Raw genomic sequence first — 17079 nt, forward strand, 5'->3', positions numbered from 1 at the left:
TAATGATTAGAAGGAGATCATTTAAAAGTATAGTCTTACTCATGATTGTGGTTATGTTTTCTGTTTTTCCGAAAGCGGAAGCGACTGAGGGAGGCGTAAAAACCTTCGGTATAAATTATGATGGCTATTTAGAAATGAATGGTGAAATTCTGTACATGTCCGTTGATGGTAAACGAGAGAAAGCAACGCTAGAAGGATTAATCCAGAAGGGGGACAAAGATCAAGAACTATTATTAGAAAGCGATATTGAAGAGAATGATAAAGGAGTTTTATCTTTTATATTCTCGTTTTTTGCTACTGGTAAAGCAAAGGCAGCAGCGCCAAAGATTGAATATAAAGGTGCTATTAATTATCGTGGTTCAGTAGTAGGGGATTTTAGAGTAGACGGTAAACAAGCATTTTGTTTTCAGCATTCAAAAGCGTCTCCTCCTACGGGATCAAAGTATAAAGAATCTGTTCCTTACGACAACGAAAAGGTACAAAGGGCTTTGTATTATGGTTGGGGTGGTCAAGGTAATATTTTTACGGATAGAAAACAAGGGATTGTAATTACTTCTTTAATACTCGATAGGCTGTATTCAAATGGTGATTCGGGAAAGAATCTCCCTGGCTATGAAAAATTGTGGGATTTAGCCATGAATGGAAAAGATTTAAATAGAAAAGTAAGATTCACAAATACTAAACTTACTGTAGCTGTAAAGGGAAACAAGCAAGTTTCTGAAACGACGAAACTTAATGCGGACAAAGAGAATTATGTTACAGTTTCTGTTCCTAATGGTATAACTTTAGTTAATGAAACAAGTGGTAAGAAGGTAACTGAAGGCAAAATGAAAGTTTATGGGGAACAGAAAATACATCTAGAAGCTGATTTAGATAAAAAATATAATTACAGCACTGGGGAATTAGGCAGCAACATGAAAATATTTCAGCCTTTAATAACGAAGCCTAGCGGAGGGAATACACAGGTTTTGGGTTATGGGGATTGGTATACTGACCCGAACAACACAACATCTTTTACTGCTGTATTTAAAGTGCGCCAGAAGAAAATCAATGTGCAGCACATTGATAAATATACGGGCGATCTTCTTGAGAAAGAAAGTTATACAAGAAACATAGGTTCGTCGTATTCATTTGCGCCTAAAGCATCTATCAATAAAGGAAAAGAAAAATTCATCCCTGTTGATCGGAAGGAGAAAGCAGGGACATTGGGCAACAAAGATGTGACGATTAAGTTTTACTATAATTTGGAGCGATCTGTGACGGTTAATTATTATGACAACCGTACAGGTGAAAAAATTAAGGAAAGTAAGAAATACAAAAAGGTGCGTGGAGAAAAGTATTCAGAAAAGCACCCTTCTATCAAAAGTGGAGAATACAAGTATCGTTATATAAGAACTGATGGAGACAAAGAAAGTGGAACGATTGGCGGCAAGAATATTGTCATCAATTATCATTATGATAAGCCATTGGCAAAGCTGTCATTTGATAAGTTGCAAATCTACACAGCTAAATCCACAAAGGGTTTACCTGTGAAAGTTCATCTGTCTAAAGAAATGAATTATAAGACCACTTTAAAAGATTTTGAAGAAAAGAAAATCACAGTGGCTCTGTACTTGAAGGATAAGAAAATCGTTTCTAAAACATATTCTGCGAAAGAGCTGCCTAAGAAAATAGAAATGACAATACCATCTAAGGGTTTAAAGGCTGCTGTGAAAAATCTCTACACTGTAAAGTTTTTAGACTTCAACAAAAACGATTTTAAAATTGATGCTGCTGCATCCGAATTAAGTACGGATGGATATGCAGCAAGCGAAAAAACGATCAAGGCAAGTTCATCTAACGGAAAGGAATTGTCCTATAAGGGTGTTGTCATGACAGAGAAAACACCCACAACAGGAAAAGTCTATTATGAAAGACTGGCTTTTCCATTGAAGAAAATTGAAAAAAAGAAAACAGGCTATGGATTCATGAGGGAAATTGATCTTCACTATGAAAATGAAATTGGCGGCAGCATTAAGCCATCATTTGACTTTGAAGTTCCCACACGTTTAGTCGATAGTTATTTGGCGTACACAAAAAAAGGCGATCGTTCAATGATCCCTATGGAACAGACATCATCCACCAACAAGAAGCAAGGTGAGACGTCAGTCTATGACCTTGTGTATGAGCTTCCTCATGTAAACGTTGAGAGACACACAGGTAGTCTGTTCAGTGATGGTCAAGTGGCGAGCAAAGACAAAAGAATTGCGTATGAGCTTGTAGATGGTGGTCGTAAATTCTATTCTCCAATTTGGTCAGACTTGGGGAATTACGAAACGAAAATCAAGTCAAAGCCAATGGGTGTAAATCTGGTAAAAACGGAAGTCACCGAACAATTGGAGCTTTATGCGTCCATGTATGCTCACATGGATTCAAAGACGATTAATCAAGATGAAGTGTTGCTGAAACCTGTATATGCTGACAATCCATTTCCTAATGGTCTGCCAGAAGGATGGACTAAAAAGGATTTAGATTGGGTTATGTCTCGTTAAACTCTAACCACTATTAAACACAGGTGATGCGATTAAGGCTTGTGTCAACGGTACCGGAACGTAGTGAGGATAAGGAGTTGAAACAATCAGCGCCCCCAAACCCTTTTAATGTCTCAAAAGGTTATCACACCTTTTGAGCTGCCTACCGGCGAGGGAGTCCCCCGAAGAATCGGGGGAATAGGGGGATGATTATTTGTAGAAATTAGGTGTTTATGGTTGGATAAATTACTAATAGTGATTGAAAGAATTGTTAGTGTTATTTTTTGGAGTGCAACTTATTTATTGTGGTCAATTCCCATATTTATAATGTTGTATCAATCTGTGTTTGAAAAAAATTATTTATTTGCATTCACTAGTCTATTTCTTTTTGCTATTCTGACAAGCGTTTATGTGGTGAAGTTCTACGAAGACGTTATATTAAAAAAGAAACAGCAAATAGAGTGTAATCTAAATGAATGATTTAAAAGGATAGTCAAAAGACTGTCCTTTTTTGTTTCTAAAAAAAGGAGGAATAAGAATGTTAAATGTGTTATTGGAAAACCCTACGCACTTTGATGAAGATTTTGCAGAGATTGAAAAGAAAGCAGGTAATATAACTGAAAGTATCTGGCAGGAGGTAGGCCAACAAATAATGTTCTCTAAAGTCATTGAAGAAAGTATTACGGTTCATAAGAAAATTATGTTGGAAGGTAAAGAAAGTAATCTGAAAGTAGATTTCCAAGTTAAGCCTCCAGAAGACAGGGGCGAAGAAATGTATGTCGGTGTCATCTATTCTGGTCATGAAGTCCAAAAATAATCTTTAAAAGGAGAAAAACAATGATTTTAAATTTTGCTAACGGTTTACAATTTGCTGGTGAATTAAGAGAGATTGAAAAAAAGCAAAAATTGCATGGGAAAGTATTTGGTTGGAAGCAAGGGAGCGCATTAGGTTTGCTAGGACGATTGAAGAACTGTTGGGAACGATTTCTGTTAGGAAGAAAATTGAAATTGATGGAAAGGAATCTATTTTGAAAGTGGATTTTGAAGTCCAGTTTCCAGAAGAAAGAGACGGAGAAACATACGTTGATGTTTTTTATCAGGGGTTTGAACTGCAAGAATAATGAAGGGGGGATATAAATGGCTTTTGTTTTTGAGAACATTACGAAATTTGAAAATGAACTAAAAAAGGTTGGGTGTACTTTCCCCAGTGGTTCATTTTTAAAGGCAGTACGTAAAAATGTAGAAGCTGGGGCGGTCTCGTTTGATGTTGGGGCAGAAATTGAAGATGGTGAAGACATTTATAAACTAAGAGTCTTCTTTTCAATAGAAGAGCCAAAAAAAGAAGTTGAAACGCCTATTGCTGCTTTGCCGATTTGCAGTTTTGATTGTTTGTGGCTTGAAAAAAAGAATGAAAATTAAATGTAAGTAATGGGGGGCGTAAATTGAGCTATGATTTGAAAAATCAAAATGACTTGGTTAATGAGTTAGAAAGAATCGGTTGCTTAGGGTTCTATAGCAACATAATTATGGGACTCAATTATTTTCCGAAAAAAATTGATTGCTTATTCTGCTTTGGTAAAGTCATTGAAGAAATGGGAGATTACAAAAGTCATATAAAGGAGCCGGAAAATGTAGTTTTCCATTATCCTATCGTAGATAAAGATGATCGTAGGGCACGCTTAGATGTCTCTTTTATGGTTGCTCCTGTAGAAGATGCACCAGGATGTAATGAATTCATCTTTCAACATTTAGAATTGCATCAAGGTTTATAAAATCGGAAGATAAGCGTTAAAAAAATGGTTTTTGAAGGGAGGGAGGGGAGTTGAAAGGTGTACCATTAATTCTTCTCATGGTGGCGGTTATCCTTTTTATTGTGGGTGCGACTACTTACTATTATGTTGCTGATTATAGGCAACATAGCATAATCGCTACAATGAATGAATCGGCACGTATAGCGAGCCTTAGAAACGTAGATAACAGCATTAGAATAGAAGAAGGAAAAGTTGAATTGTCACAGAGGGCTTTCGAATTGAATTTCGAAAGTTCTTTTAATGAGAAAAACAACGTGAAACTTGGAAAAACATCTTTCAAATATAAGTACCTCAAAGGTACTGATGGAAAAATGAAAGCTGTGAAAATTATATTAACGGATCAAAAAAACAAAGAATATCGAACAACATTAGTTGTCGATGAACCGAAGGGAGATCGTAAATGATTACTGAAATTGAGGAACAAAAGCAGTTATTGGAGGATGTACGAAAACATTTAAAACTAAACCATCCTTCGGAATTATTAAAAGCCTTTGTCGATCTTGAAGCAAGGGGAAAAGTGAATGAGGTGGTCAAGAAAGACTTTCCTCATTTGAGTAATGAAGAATTAAAATTTGTCATGGCGGAAGTAGTTGGCTTAGGGGTCATTGAAAAGATCATTGATGAGTATGAGGGCGTAACAGACATTTCGTATAACGGTACACATCTTGACGTCATTACGAATCAAGGGAAATTCCGTTATGGAGAAATCGAAGAATCATACATTATCAAGATCATTCAAAAATTCGCTAATGCCTGCCGCAAAGAATTTACCCGGAAAAATCCGATCTTGGATGCTGCGTTTTCTAATTTGCGTCTGAATGCAGTCCATAAGGATGTTGCCCAATATGGCACAACAATGGCGCTTCGGGTTGTCAGACCAAAATTAGCTTTGCATCAAGAGAACTTTAAATCTTTTGCTCCAGATTATATTTTCGATTTATTGAAAGCGATAGTGGCTTCTAAATCTAATGTCACAATCGCTGGTGAAACTGGAACAGGTAAAACCGAGTTGCAAAAACTTCTGTTATCGTTTGTTGAGTACAAAGATCATATTGTCATGATCGAAGATACTCCAGAGAGCCATGCGAAAATCCTTTTTCCTGACAAGGACATTAAATCATGGATTACTAATCCTTCGATAAACATTGAAATGTTAGTGAAAGCAGGTTTAAGAAATAACCCTGCTTGGCAGGTTGTTTCAGAGACACGAGGTCGAGAAGCATATGAAATGATGCAAGGGATTTTAACGGGTCACAGATTGATTACGACATTGCATGCTGTTAATGCTCGGGCCATACCATCAAGACTTATTAATATGATGAAAATGGGTTACGACATTGACGAAACATCTATGAAAGAGGATATTTTCCGTTATCTTAATTTTGGGATTCATATTGAAAAAATTGAAGATGCAGAAGGACGTATGAAAAGGTATTTGAAAGAGATCGTGGAGTTTTTGCCGAATGGTGAAGTCTTGACGGTTTTTCGTTGTGATCTGACCAATAAAGGATTTGAATATGTGCCAGGTAAGGTGAGTAGCATTTTCGTAAATCGAATGATGGAAAAACGTGTGGATATTCAGCTTCAAAGCAAAATTAAAGATGGGTGGGGGGTACATGAAATTTCGTAAAAAGAAGCTCTATAGCTTAGAAGAAATACGCGCTATGTCTAAAGCATTTGGTCAGCCGTTACAAAAAAGGGAATATGCAAAATTCATTTTGACTCCATTCATATGTTTTGCAGGGTTCGCTTATTTACTTTTTCATTATTGGTGGGTGGCTCTTATCTGTGGTTTGATTGGTGGTTCGTATGGTTGGTTTTATCAATTACGAAGGAAAGTCAAAAATGATTATGAGAAGGAAGCGTTTCAAGAAAGAAACAATTTTTTAAATAACATGACCCAGTTATTGACGAACGATGACATGCCGTTGGTAGAAGCCTTTTCTACATGTATCAAATACGCAGAAGGTGAGTTGAAACGAAAGCTCATTGATCTTGAAATAACATTGGTTGATTCGGATGAAAAAGAGGTCGTGGAGGCTTTTAAAAGTTTGAGGCGTGCATATAAAAATGACGTGCAATTCGATCAATATATAGAGCAGTTAGGAATCATGTTTGTTGAGGGGCGCACATCCATTTTGACTCTCAAAGATACAAAAGATTATCACAATAAAGTTTTGCTGAAGCAGCAAAGATTTATTGAAGATAAGAAGCAACATAAAAAAGACTTTAGAACAATGATTCTCTACTCAATAGGGTTTATTGTAGGCATTATGCTTTCATTTACCCTAAAGAAATACGTTGATATTTACGCACATGCCCTAGTGGGGATGATAGCTAATACAGTTTACTTATCTATCATTTTCTATGTCTATCATCAGTTTAATCAAAGGTATTTTGATGATGCTGTAACGGAGGTGAGAATCTAAAAACATGAAAAATGAGAAGGCGAAACAGACGGTCAAACAAAAGACGGTCTTTTCTTTTTGGGAAAAAATCGGGGAAAGTAACTTGCGTGAAATGTTGCTTTATTTGAATCCAAAATCAAGTTTTGAAAGATTTCAGAAAAAGAGATTTTTTAAAGCAGCTTCAATTTTTTTGGCTGCATTACCAGTGATCGCTTTTAAACCAGTTGTAACACTCATAGCGCTGGCTTTAGCTTGTTTCGTTTACCATATGGACTACAGGAAAATCAAGGGCTGGTATGAGGCTGAAAAATTTCAAAGAGAGCTTGTCTTTTTCAAGTTTTCTAGGGAAGTCTATATTTATTTGCTGGAAAACATGTCTACTGTCTATCAAGCATTTGAACGTCTGTCCTCAAGGGTAGATGAGGGTCTTTTGAAAGATGCATTGAGAAAGCTATTAATATCAATGCATGAAAAGCCTAATGACGTGCAGCCCTTTATAGATTTTGCGAATGATACAAGTGGCAGTGATAGTGCTAGATTGTTCATGCTCACTTTGTATGAGTATCAGCAAAATTCAAAGGATGACAGCATTATCTATGAATTAGGAAAGATGACGAATGAACAATTATTCATGACAGTTGATGACATTATTGAATATAAATTGCGGAAATTCGGTACTTTCCCGACTAAAGTTGCAATGCCAGTCATGATTGTGATGATCTCATTTTTTATCACTCTATTGATAGATGGTGTGAAGTCCATCCAATTTATTAATGGAGGTGGGTGATAAAACATGGTTGAAGGATCAGTAATGACGCTGTTTAAGGTTTATATTTTTTGTTTCTGCCTTGTTCTTGTTGCGGATGTGGCAAACTATTGCATTAGGTTAAATCAAATAAATGACTTTAAGCAGTATGCAAATTACCAGATTGAAAGAAGAGGAGGATTGACCAAAGATGCGTTTCAAGCGATTACGAAAAAGAATGAAGATTCGTATGGGGGCAGTTTTCAAATTGAAAGCAGTTCTTTGAACCAAAAGTATCCTTACGGAACTGAAATTACTTACAGTATTAAAACTACTTATCAATTTTTGATTGGTGGATATAAACAAGAGATTACAGCAAGAGGAGGGGCTTTGTCTTTGGTTAGATAAGGAGGGAGGTAGATTGGAACAGAACATATTTAGATTAAGTATTATGGCGGTTTTATTCATAGTTTTGGGTTTAACAATAATGGGTTTGAAAGATGATTATCCAAATGTAATGAGAGATATTGAAAACTTTATCGAGCATGTCACAGGAGACATGCACTAAAAACAAAGGAGAATGATAATTATGGCAGTACCAGAGAATGTGGATCGTTTTTCATGGGGAACATTAGCAGCAGTAATTGCAGGAGTAATAGGAATGGCACTTATTGCAGGGTTTACGGATTTTGTTCCATGGCTTATGGACTTTATTCAAACGAGCATTAAAGGACTCGCAAAAAAATAAGAAATGATGCAGGAGCAAGTCTTTCGGGGCTTGCTCTTATTTTTTGAAAAGGAGGGTGAAATTTGAAGAAGGAAAAGAAACATGGCGGTAAGATGGCCATTCGAAACAACTCATTATTATCAGCTTTTAAAAAGAAGCTGAAAAGTGTTAAAAAGCCGGAGAAAAAACCAAAATCAATTCCAAAAGATCGTTCAAAAATGATTGCTATTGGAATATGGTCAATGATCGCAACACTCATCTTTTTTGCTTTCATTTCTGTGCTGCTGTCGATCAATACAAGATCTGTAGTAAACGATATTGAACGAAATCAAGAGCGAAATAGTAAGCAAAAGGAAGAAGTCTCTATTGTGGCAGGGGAACGTTTTTTGTCGGGCTTCATAACTGAATATATCAACGTGAAAAATGAAAATGATGCTATTGAAAAACGTCATAATAGGTTAATGACCTATCTTGTTAAAGAAAGTGATGAATTAGAACAAGAAACGTTGTTTGATATTTCTGGTGCACAAGGTGATCGAGTTTTAAATAATTACACTCTATACAATGTGAAACAGGAGAAAGAAGAAACTCTATTTCAATACGAAATCGAGTATTCAAACATTGTAAAGGTGAAAAAGAAGGAACATGAAATTAAAAAACAAGCATTGCTGAACATTCCAGTAAAAAACAAGGAGGATCAATTTGCAGTCAGCGGAACTCCCTACATTTCAGAGATATATGACCTCAAAGGTGATATTGCGAACTCGAAAGAGGATCGTGAGGAATATGACGGAGATCAAACAGCAGCCATAAAAGAATTTGTGAATACGTTCTTTCGGAAGTATGCCGAAGAGTCAAAAGACGATATGTCATATGTCATGAAAACACCAGAGACTTTAAATGGTCATCTGGTATTTGGTGATGTCGAAAATGTCCGTATTTACAAAAGTGGTGATGGTTTTGAAATATCTTCTGTGGTCATTTTTAAAGAAAAAGAAACAAGAATACCGGTAAAAGAACGTTTTACTTTGTTCGTTACAAAAAATACCGGTCAATATTACGTAAACAAACTAAAACATCAATAAGGAGTGGGATACATGGAATTTTTAGATTTTCTTGTATTGGGAGCTAAAACAGATTTACCGACATTGGGCGGTGTCCAAAGTTGGGGTAAGCAGGTTGTTACACAATTTATATTCATTGTTGCTATGCTCTTGATTTCAAAACACCTCATGAAACTAAGTGTGGGAAAAATGGTTGGTGTATTAATCACTACAAGTGCTGGCGTATGGGTGGTTCAAAACTGGTCTACAGTTACTGGATGGGTTGGTGCGCTGCTTAAAAAGTTATAAGAGGTGATAGTGTGTCGAGATTTGTTTTTAACTATAGAAAAGCGATGCGTGAGCCTAAAAAAATACAAAGGATAACGGAAAATTATAGTTTACCTTTTTCTATAGAGTTGATCCCAATGATCAACTATTTTATTTTTGTCGCAATTAGTTTCGGGTTTTTCATTGGCGTGAGAAGAATTTTTCCTCATGCCTTTGAAAATACTTTCGTGATTGTGATATTCGGTATTCCATTAGGTTTAACAATCTTGATAACCAAGATTAAACCAGAAGGGAAAAATATCTATTTATATTTTTGGGGACTGCTGAAATACTTGATCATGATTAAGTTGTCTAAGAAGAGATATTGTAATGATAAAGTTATGGCTTTTTCAAATGATCAAGAAATAAAATTCAAGTCTTTAGTAAAGGTGGTGCGAAAGAATGGTGAGTCTGAAAACACCGATGAAAACCCTGTTAAACAACATGATCTTGACGAGAGCAGGAGAAGTATGGGCGTATTATCGAGTAAAGAGTAGTTCCATTCCCTCTAGAAATGAACATGAGATAGAGGAATATAAAGACAGATGGACTTCTTTCTACGAGGAGATAACGGATTATGAAGATTTCCACTTGATGATGTACCCGAGCAGATTTGATTTGGAAGGTCGTTTAAACGTTCTGAAAAAAGATATTCATGAGGACTCTGTGGAAGTTGCTTCTTATTACATGCAAGAAACAGTCAATGTAATGAAGCAGCGTTTAGGTAGATTGACAAAACCTGATTTCATTATTGGAATCAAACTTAATAAGTCATTGCTTAGCTTGGATGCTGATATTAAAGACAACGTTCTTTCAATGTTTAATACGGCGACCGACACAGTGGTGAATATGCTAGGGTGGGAACAAAATGTTTCATCCCAATTTTTTGAACAATATAAAGAGATTGAGGATGATTTGGCTAGTACGATTACATCTGTGTTTGGAGAGAGATTGAGAGAAGCTGAGCTTAAATATATTAATCGTTATCACTTTATAAGAGGGCTTTATCATGATGTTGAGGAAGAAAGCCAAAATGGAGATATTCATTCAATTACAAACACTGTTATAGACCCAACAATTCCAGGCTCTTTAAAGCTCGTTAGTGATCAAGATGAAGGACATATTTCAATGGTTGTTGTTGACGAATTTTTAGACAACATGGCAAACAGTAACCTTTTTTATGAAGTACAGTCTTTACCATTCCCTGTAGAGGTCGAGATTAAAGCAAAAGTAGAAAGTAAGTCTATGACAAAGACAGCTTTAAATATTAAGCATCAGCAATTGAGGGAAGAACAAAACGAAAAGTATAGCGTTGGTGATGAAAGTGATCAGTCAACCATGACGAGTGCTTTTCTCGTCAAGGACCTTCAAAATAAAATCAAAAAAGAGGAAGTGTCTTTGATCAACTGGCTTGCGGTTGTTGTTGTTGATGGAAAAACCAAAAAAGAATGCGCTGAAAAGGCTCGATTAGTCGTGAGACATCTAAAAGGGGCAGGAATTAAATGCAGAATTCCTATTGCTGATCAACTGTCTTTGTTTTATAAAATGTTGCCTGCTGAAAAGTTAGATTTGATGGACAAAAATTGGGTTCAGAAGACAACCCAAAATGGCTTAGCAGAATGTATGCTAGGCGTTGATTCTTTTGTTGGTTCTAAGATCGGTTTTTTCCTCGGTTGGGGAGATCGCTTTGATAAGCATACAGATTTAGAAAGCGCTATTCGATCAAGTCGAGACTTTGTTTTGTATCATCCTTTTCTTGCGAATCAGCAAATAAAAGGATCTAAAACCAGATCGCCCCATTGTCTAATAACAGGAAATACTGGCAATGGGAAGTCTTTCTTGGCGAAGGTGCTGTACACATATATATCCTTCATGGATATAAAATCACTTTACATTGATCCAAAAAAAGAAATGCGAAAGTGGATTAAGAAAGTTATCAATAACACACAAACACGTAAAAACTTTCCTTTGTATATTGATCATTTGGAAAAGTATCATTTCATCACGCTTGATCATGAACAGAAAGAGAACTGGGGCGCATTAGACCCAATTTCCTTCATGCCGCCAACTAAGGCGAAAGACTTGTTAGAAGTTATATTTGAGCAGGTCTATGATTTTAAAGGCAAAGATAATGTGAGCACTGCTTTTCTAAGAGCAATTACAAAAGTACTTGAAATGAAAGAGCAAGGAGAGCAAGTAGGGTCGTTGCATGTCATTTATGAATTGCAGCGGCATGAAGAGGAAGCAGTGAAAAAGGCAGGAGATTATTTATACGAGGTTGTACAGGACTCTATCATGAAATTACTTGTTCATGATGGCTCTAATCCTTCCTTATCTTTAAAAGAGCGTATCACGATTTTAGAAGTTGAGAACATGGACTTACCAGACTTTGGAGAACGTATAGAAAACTTCACCAAATCGCAATTGAAATCAAGTGCGGTTATGTTTGCGTTGGGAAAATTTTGCGAACTATTTGGCATGAACGCAGAAGAAAAAACAGCGGAGTTTATTGATGAAGCATGGATATTTACAGCATCACCACAGGGCAGAAAAGTGGAACGTCAAATGAGACGTATTGGGCGTTCTTATAATAATGCTGAATTCTTTATTTCTCAATCAACTAAAGACGCACTGCATGAGGATGACACAGGAAACTTTGGTGTAGCATTCGCCTTTGATGAGCCCAATGAAAGAGAGGAAGTTCTCCGTTGGATGAATCTTGAACCGAGTGAGGAAAATAAAAAAATGCTTGAATCCATGTTCCAAGGTCAATGCTTATTTAAGGACATTTACGGGCGTACTGCTAAAATCAGTATTGAATGTTTGTTTGATGAGTGGATGGGTGCTTTTGAGACCATCAATAAAAGCGAAGTGGCGTATGCTGAAGAAATGTATTTGTAAATTGTACTTTAATCTAACAATTGACTAAAGTACAAATTACATATAAACCATTACACCATATACACGTGTATATGTTATAATTCAGTTATAGTTATTTAAGCTACATTCAGTTACTTTACTTTTCTCTTTTCTTAAACAAAAGTATTGCAATTGAATTGTAGCGAATGAGTAACTATTTTTTAAAAATTTGAAGCGCGACAAATAATTGCATTTCTGTTGCTTTGTGATATTCAAGCGCAACAAATAATTGCATTTCTCTTACACTTCCGATGAGGTCTGTTTGAAGTAGGCGGAGGAAATGGAAATAAAGAAAGACCCGATAGACGGGTCAATCTTTTAAGCTTGCTTCTGCTGTTTTAGTAAGAATCGAATTGTCATAAAAGACGCTATTATACTAAAACAATTTGCAGTCACTTCTAATGCAAGCATTTAAATTCACCTCCCATTTGTGAGGCGTGGGAATACTGCTATGCCAGTAGCTGTATTCCTTTTCTTATTGTACCTTTTTTCAGCTCTAGTTGAAACCTAAAAAACGTGCCTGTGTGATTAGTAGACATGTTTTTCTTTTTATAACCGTAATTTTGTTTAACAAAATGCAAATTTTGATTAAGTGGAAACAGAGATTAATAGCCACAAAAAAATGAATTTAATACTTTAAAAATTTAGTCGTTCATATATGAGCGGCTTTTTTTATTGGGAAATAGGAGGTTGAAATGAAGAAGAGGAACTTAATAATAACTTTCCTAGCTCTAGTGATGTTAGTTTCAACTTTAACTGTGACATTTGCAAACGATAAAGCTGGAGACAAAACGGTTAAGCCCAAAGTTGAAAAGGTTGGAGGGGTTGAGCTTGAAATAAGTAGATTTCCACTGGAGCATTATCAGGCCCACAACCAAGCCGAAGATGGAATGATTAAAGGTGCAATTGTATCTTTGTCTAACACTATGTTAGCTGTGACACAAATCATAGTCCTTGTTGTTGACAAGGCAATGGATTTGTTTATGAGTGCGGAGCCAATTGATAACTTTAGTAGTGCTATCACAAACGTTTCCAAACAGATGTACAATGTCTTAAAAAAGAGCTTTGGAGAAATACTCTTTGTATTTATGATAGGCTTCGTAGTCTATCTATTTTTTATTAAGGGCAGTTTTAAAGAAGGTATGAGACGTTTTGCTTTATTTTTTGTTGTCATGGTTGTTTCGGCACTATGGGTGAACAAAGCAGGTTACTGGATTGAATCTTTGAATGCTCTATCAATTGAGGGACAAGGAAAGCTCATTACGGTTGGAAATAAATTGGTCGGTGCGTTTTCAGATAAAAGTGATTCCACTTTAAAAATGGATGATGTCAAAAAAGGTCAGGAAATTGAAGGTACAACGGCTGTTCTTAGGAATTTTTACTTTGATTCAGCGATGAAAAGCCCATACTTGGTGACCAATTATGGTACACCAAATGAAAAAACAATTTTGAAGAAGGGTGATGGTGAAGGTGGTCTTGATCGAATAGATACGCTGCTTTCTTTTAAATTGACCAGTGAAGGGCAGCGAGCGAAAAAAGACTTTATAAACAAAAAAGAAGTAAAGGAATATAAGAATCAAAGCATTGCAGAGGGTAGTATTTATGTTCAGTTGGGATATTCATTTATAGGTTTGCTGGCTGCTATATCTTTGGGTATGCCATTCTTTTTAATTGCGTTTCTTAATTTCTTAATTCAAATTATCGTGCTTGCGATTGCTTTCTTTCTTCCTTTTGCCTTTATCCTGTCTTACGTTCCACAATTTGCATATAGTGGTTTCGTCTCTTTGGGAAGAATGTTCGCATTGTTTGTCTTGAAAGCTTTGCTGACTCTTGTGCTTGTGTTTGTTTACGCAATCTGCGTCATTACGCATAAAACTATCCCTCCAACGAATTTAGGGATGTATTTTCTCAATGTAGTAGCAATGTCGGTTATTTTGATCATTGCATTTTTAAAACGTGACAAGATAATCAATTTTGTTACGGCTGGTAAAGTGCAAAATGTGGATGCAAATTTATTAGAGAATACTAGAAAGGCAGTCGTTCAACCTTCTTGGGAAGGTGCGAAAAAAGTTAGTAGTGGTATTGGTGAATGGAAAAAGAAACGAGATGCTAAAAAAGCTGCTGAAGAACATTCTTTAGGAGACAAACGAAGTGCGCCACACAATCAATCTGTTGGAGATTCTAAAATTGATAGGACTTCACAGAATAACCCTATTAAGGGGGATGCAGCGGCGAAAAAAGAAGTTGAAAGAAAGCGTCAATTAGCAGCCTCTAATCAATTGGCGGATGAAAACAAAGATAATACAGATGCTTCAAATGCTATGCCGAAAGTGGATGTTGAAAGAAGTGAACAACTTGCTAAAGATCAACTGAAAGAGGAAGGTGACAGTAATACAAGTGCTTCAAATGTTATGCCGAAAGTGGATGTTGAAAGAAGTGAACAGCTTGCTAAAGATCAACTGAAAGAGGAAGGCGGCAGTAATACAAGTGCTTCGAATGTCATGCCGAAAGTGGATGTTGAAAGAAGTGAACAGCTTGCTAAAGATCGACTGAAAGAGGAAGGTGACAGTAATGCGAATGCTTCTAGTCCAATGCCGAAAGTGGTGGATGTAGAGCGAAACGAACAGGATGCAAAAGATCAACTAACAGAAGAAGGGAATAAGAATTCAAGCGCATCAAGCAGAATACCAATGGTGGATGCTGAAAGAAGTGATCAAATTAAAGAACATATTGCCGAAGAAGAAAAGACCAATAGTCCAAAGGCTTCAACATCAGTTCATGAGATTGATGTTGAAAGAAGTGATCAAGGTGTTTCTGAAAAAACGTTAACAGAGGAAAGTATCAGTAATCAAAAGCCTGTGAATCCTGTTCCTAATGCTAACGTAGCAAGAAATGAACAAACACAATCAAAAGAAAAAGTAAGTGCATCAGTTCCGAAAACTGAAAATGAAACAGTTAAGGCATCAGATAATCAACCAAAAGTTAAAAGAGTTATTCAACAACAACCAAAACACGTAAAAATTGAATTAGATCAGATAGAGAGCCGTCAAAGCAAAAATGATCGTGGAGGGAAAGGATCATGAAAAAGCTATTGACGGCTTTTTTTACTGTTCTTCCAATCGCATTTTTGGGAGGATTGTTGATTGTGGTTGTGTTGATATTCGGGGGCAGTAACCAAAAAGAAGAAATTGGCGGTGGTGATGATGAGTACGTGACAAAAGGCATTGCGCCAGAGATCGAAAGGCTCCGCCATGTTTTCGAGAAATACGCAAGGAAAGAAGGGGTTTATGATCAATTGAATATCATTATGGCTCTTACTATGCAGGAAAGTGGTGGGCGTTACCTCGACATCATGCAATCAAGCGAATCAATAGGTTTGCCGCCTAACTCTATAACAAGTCCAGAGTATTCCATTCAAGTAGGTGTGAAACACTTTGCGGCTGTTTTTAAAAAAGCAGGGGGAGACGTTCGATTAACATTACAGTCTTACAATTATGGTGGCGGGTTTATTGATTACGTGAAAAAACGTGGGGGAAAGTACACAAAAGCCCTTGCGTTAGAATTTAGCAGATTTCAAGCTCTTAAATTAGGTTGGCGAAGCTATGGTGATCCTAATTATGTTGATCATGTCATGCGCTATTTGAAGGGTGGAGGCACTGTAAAGCCTGTCAACGGCGCTATGGAGGGATACGAAACTGTAATGAACGAAGCTCTTAAGTATGAAGGTAATCCATATCAATGGGCTGGTTCAACTCCAAAAACGGGTTTTGATTGCTCGGGTCTTGTGCAATGGGCTTACAGAAAAGCAGGTATTTCATTGCCTAGAACGGCCCAAGAACAATACGGTGCCACAAAAAAGATTGCTGAAAGTCAGGCAGTACCAGGAGACTTAGTCTTCTTCACAGGTACGTATCAAGGTAAATTCATTACTCATGTGGGAATTTATGTAGGAGAAGGAAGAATGTATAATAGTAATGATAGTGGCGTCCAATACTCTGATCTTAAAAAGGGATATTGGCGTGACCACTTGGTGTCGTTTGGAAGAATAAAAAATTAGGGGGATTTTATGAAAAAAGTATTTTGGGTATTGGGTGGTGTGATTTTGATTTTAGGGATTACGAGTTATTACATGACATACAACAAGTTAAGTGCTGAAAAAAATCAAGCTCTAAAAGAAAAACAAAAGATCGAAAATAAAATGAATCATATGACGAAGTCGGAAGCTGCTGACATGAATCAAAAGTTTTTTGAAGCATTCTTTCAATATGAAGATGCTGACGATCGTGAGAAGGCTGTTCGAAAGTTGGCGACCGATAAAGCAATGAGTTATGCGTTCCCCTCAAAGGCTCCAAAGAAACATAGTGTAACCATGCAGGGGGATTTAATTTCTTTAGAAAGCTATTCAAAAAAAGTTGATGAAAAGCATGAATTATACCTTAATGAAGCAAAAATTGCGCTTACTGTGAATGCTGTGACAACTAAACAAGAATTAATTATTCAAACAGAATTGAAAAAAGAAAAAGGTGGATGGATTGTTGATAACATTCAAGTGAAAGGTAGTAATTAATAGATTTAAATGACTTGCTGAG

At 36.4% G+C, this 17079-nt stretch carries 19 protein-coding genes; all 19 read left to right on the top strand.

The annotated features are described in order from the left end of the window. Positions 1-2 precede the first annotated feature (2 nt). The 19 genes from C5695_RS05505 (at position 3) to C5695_RS05585 (ending at position 17057) form a co-directional block, all read left to right on the top strand. On the top strand, positions 3-2531 hold the full coding sequence (locus C5695_RS05505) for a thioester domain-containing protein (protein WP_117729869.1): 2529 nt from the start codon (positions 3-5) through the stop codon (positions 2529-2531). A gap of 517 nt (positions 2532-3048) precedes the next feature. Beyond that, positions 3049-3327 (top strand): hypothetical protein, encoded by a 279-nt coding sequence (locus tag C5695_RS05510; protein WP_117729871.1) that lies wholly within the window; start codon positions 3049-3051, stop codon positions 3325-3327. A gap of 109 nt (positions 3328-3436) precedes the next feature. Beyond that, positions 3437-3631, top strand: coding sequence for a hypothetical protein (locus C5695_RS05515; protein ID WP_125482354.1), 195 nt, complete (start codon positions 3437-3439; stop codon positions 3629-3631). A gap of 16 nt (positions 3632-3647) precedes the next feature. Beyond that, positions 3648-3929 (top strand): hypothetical protein, encoded by a 282-nt coding sequence (locus C5695_RS05520; protein ID WP_117729873.1) that lies wholly within the window; start codon positions 3648-3650, stop codon positions 3927-3929. 23 nt (positions 3930-3952) lie between these two features. After that, a complete protein-coding gene (locus C5695_RS05525) occupies positions 3953-4282 on the top strand; it encodes a hypothetical protein (RefSeq protein ID WP_117729874.1) in 330 nt (109 codons plus the stop codon). Positions 4283-4332: 50 nt separating this feature from the next. Further along, positions 4333-4725, top strand: coding sequence for a hypothetical protein (locus C5695_RS05530; protein ID WP_117729875.1), 393 nt, complete (start codon positions 4333-4335; stop codon positions 4723-4725). Beyond that, positions 4722-5951, top strand: a complete 1230-nt coding sequence (locus tag C5695_RS05535) for a CpaF/VirB11 family protein (RefSeq protein WP_117729876.1) — start codon at positions 4722-4724, stop codon at positions 5949-5951. Before C5695_RS05530 ends, C5695_RS05535 begins: the two co-directional genes overlap by 4 nt. Next, on the top strand, positions 5938-6750 hold the full coding sequence (locus C5695_RS05540; protein WP_117729877.1) for a hypothetical protein: 813 nt from the start codon (positions 5938-5940) through the stop codon (positions 6748-6750). The genes C5695_RS05535 and C5695_RS05540 overlap by 14 nt, the downstream gene beginning before the upstream one ends. 4 nt (positions 6751-6754) lie before the next feature. Beyond that, entirely contained in the window at positions 6755-7516 is a 762-nt protein-coding gene (locus C5695_RS05545; RefSeq protein WP_117729878.1) for a hypothetical protein, read from the top strand. Positions 7517-7522: 6 nt separating this feature from the next. Next, complete coding sequence (locus C5695_RS05550; protein ID WP_117729879.1) at positions 7523-7882, top strand: hypothetical protein; 360 nt, start codon at positions 7523-7525, stop codon at positions 7880-7882. A gap of 13 nt (positions 7883-7895) precedes the next feature. Continuing rightward, a complete protein-coding gene (locus C5695_RS20415) occupies positions 7896-8042 on the top strand; it encodes a hypothetical protein (protein WP_187441787.1) in 147 nt (48 codons plus the stop codon). A gap of 21 nt (positions 8043-8063) precedes the next feature. Next, positions 8064-8222: a hypothetical protein gene (locus C5695_RS20420; RefSeq protein WP_187441788.1), complete on the top strand. Its 159-nt coding sequence runs from the start codon at positions 8064-8066 to the stop codon at positions 8220-8222. 92 nt (positions 8223-8314) lie between these two features. Further along, positions 8315-9286, top strand: coding sequence for a conjugal transfer protein (locus C5695_RS05555; RefSeq protein ID WP_117733015.1), 972 nt, complete (start codon positions 8315-8317; stop codon positions 9284-9286). Positions 9287-9298: 12 nt separating this feature from the next. Beyond that, a complete protein-coding gene (locus C5695_RS05560) occupies positions 9299-9553 on the top strand; it encodes a hypothetical protein (RefSeq protein ID WP_041092938.1) in 255 nt (84 codons plus the stop codon). Between the two features lie 11 nt (positions 9554-9564). Beyond that, the gene (locus tag C5695_RS05565; RefSeq protein ID WP_117729880.1) at positions 9565-10068 is read left to right on the top strand and encodes a conjugal transfer protein; all 504 of its coding nucleotides are present in this window, start codon (positions 9565-9567) and stop codon (positions 10066-10068) included. Beyond that, a complete protein-coding gene (locus C5695_RS05570) occupies positions 10016-12472 on the top strand; it encodes an ATP-binding protein (RefSeq protein ID WP_117733017.1) in 2457 nt (818 codons plus the stop codon). The genes C5695_RS05565 and C5695_RS05570 overlap by 53 nt, the downstream gene beginning before the upstream one ends. Positions 12473-13185: 713 nt before the next feature. Then, positions 13186-15573, top strand: a complete 2388-nt coding sequence (locus C5695_RS05575; RefSeq protein WP_117729881.1) for a CD3337/EF1877 family mobilome membrane protein — start codon at positions 13186-13188, stop codon at positions 15571-15573. Then, entirely contained in the window at positions 15570-16547 is a 978-nt protein-coding gene (locus tag C5695_RS05580; RefSeq protein WP_117729882.1) for a bifunctional lytic transglycosylase/C40 family peptidase, read from the top strand. Before C5695_RS05575 ends, C5695_RS05580 begins: the two co-directional genes overlap by 4 nt. 9 nt (positions 16548-16556) lie before the next feature. Further along, on the top strand, positions 16557-17057 hold the full coding sequence (locus C5695_RS05585; RefSeq protein WP_117729883.1) for a hypothetical protein: 501 nt from the start codon (positions 16557-16559) through the stop codon (positions 17055-17057). Positions 17058-17079: the final 22 nt, after the last annotated feature.

The organism is Bacillus pumilus (assembly GCF_003431975.1).
GTDB lineage: Bacteria > Bacillota > Bacilli > Bacillales > Bacillaceae > Bacillus > Bacillus pumilus_N.

Bases quoted from the DNA above. Each gene is read 5' to 3' on its own strand.
- C5695_RS05505 (WP_117729869.1), top strand. From the start codon at position 3: ATGATTAGAAGGAGATCATTTAAAAGTATAGTCTTACTCATGATTGTG.
- C5695_RS05510 (WP_117729871.1), top strand. From the start codon at position 3,049: ATGTTAAATGTGTTATTGGAAAACCCTACGCACTTTGATGAAGATTTT.
- C5695_RS05520 (WP_117729873.1), top strand. From the start codon at position 3,648: ATGGCTTTTGTTTTTGAGAACATTACGAAATTTGAAAATGAACTAAAA.
- C5695_RS05535 (WP_117729876.1), top strand. From the start codon at position 4,722: ATGATTACTGAAATTGAGGAACAAAAGCAGTTATTGGAGGATGTACGA.
- C5695_RS05540 (WP_117729877.1), top strand. From the start codon at position 5,938: ATGAAATTTCGTAAAAAGAAGCTCTATAGCTTAGAAGAAATACGCGCT.
- C5695_RS05545 (WP_117729878.1), top strand. From the start codon at position 6,755: ATGAAAAATGAGAAGGCGAAACAGACGGTCAAACAAAAGACGGTCTTT.
- C5695_RS05550 (WP_117729879.1), top strand. From the start codon at position 7,523: ATGGTTGAAGGATCAGTAATGACGCTGTTTAAGGTTTATATTTTTTGT.
- C5695_RS20420 (WP_187441788.1), top strand. From the start codon at position 8,064: ATGGCAGTACCAGAGAATGTGGATCGTTTTTCATGGGGAACATTAGCA.
- C5695_RS05555 (WP_117733015.1), top strand. From the start codon at position 8,315: ATGGCCATTCGAAACAACTCATTATTATCAGCTTTTAAAAAGAAGCTG.
- C5695_RS05560 (WP_041092938.1), top strand. From the start codon at position 9,299: ATGGAATTTTTAGATTTTCTTGTATTGGGAGCTAAAACAGATTTACCG.
- C5695_RS05570 (WP_117733017.1), top strand. From the start codon at position 10,016: ATGATCTTGACGAGAGCAGGAGAAGTATGGGCGTATTATCGAGTAAAG.
- C5695_RS05575 (WP_117729881.1), top strand. From the start codon at position 13,186: ATGAAGAAGAGGAACTTAATAATAACTTTCCTAGCTCTAGTGATGTTA.
- C5695_RS05580 (WP_117729882.1), top strand. From the start codon at position 15,570: ATGAAAAAGCTATTGACGGCTTTTTTTACTGTTCTTCCAATCGCATTT.
- C5695_RS05585 (WP_117729883.1), top strand. From the start codon at position 16,557: ATGAAAAAAGTATTTTGGGTATTGGGTGGTGTGATTTTGATTTTAGGG.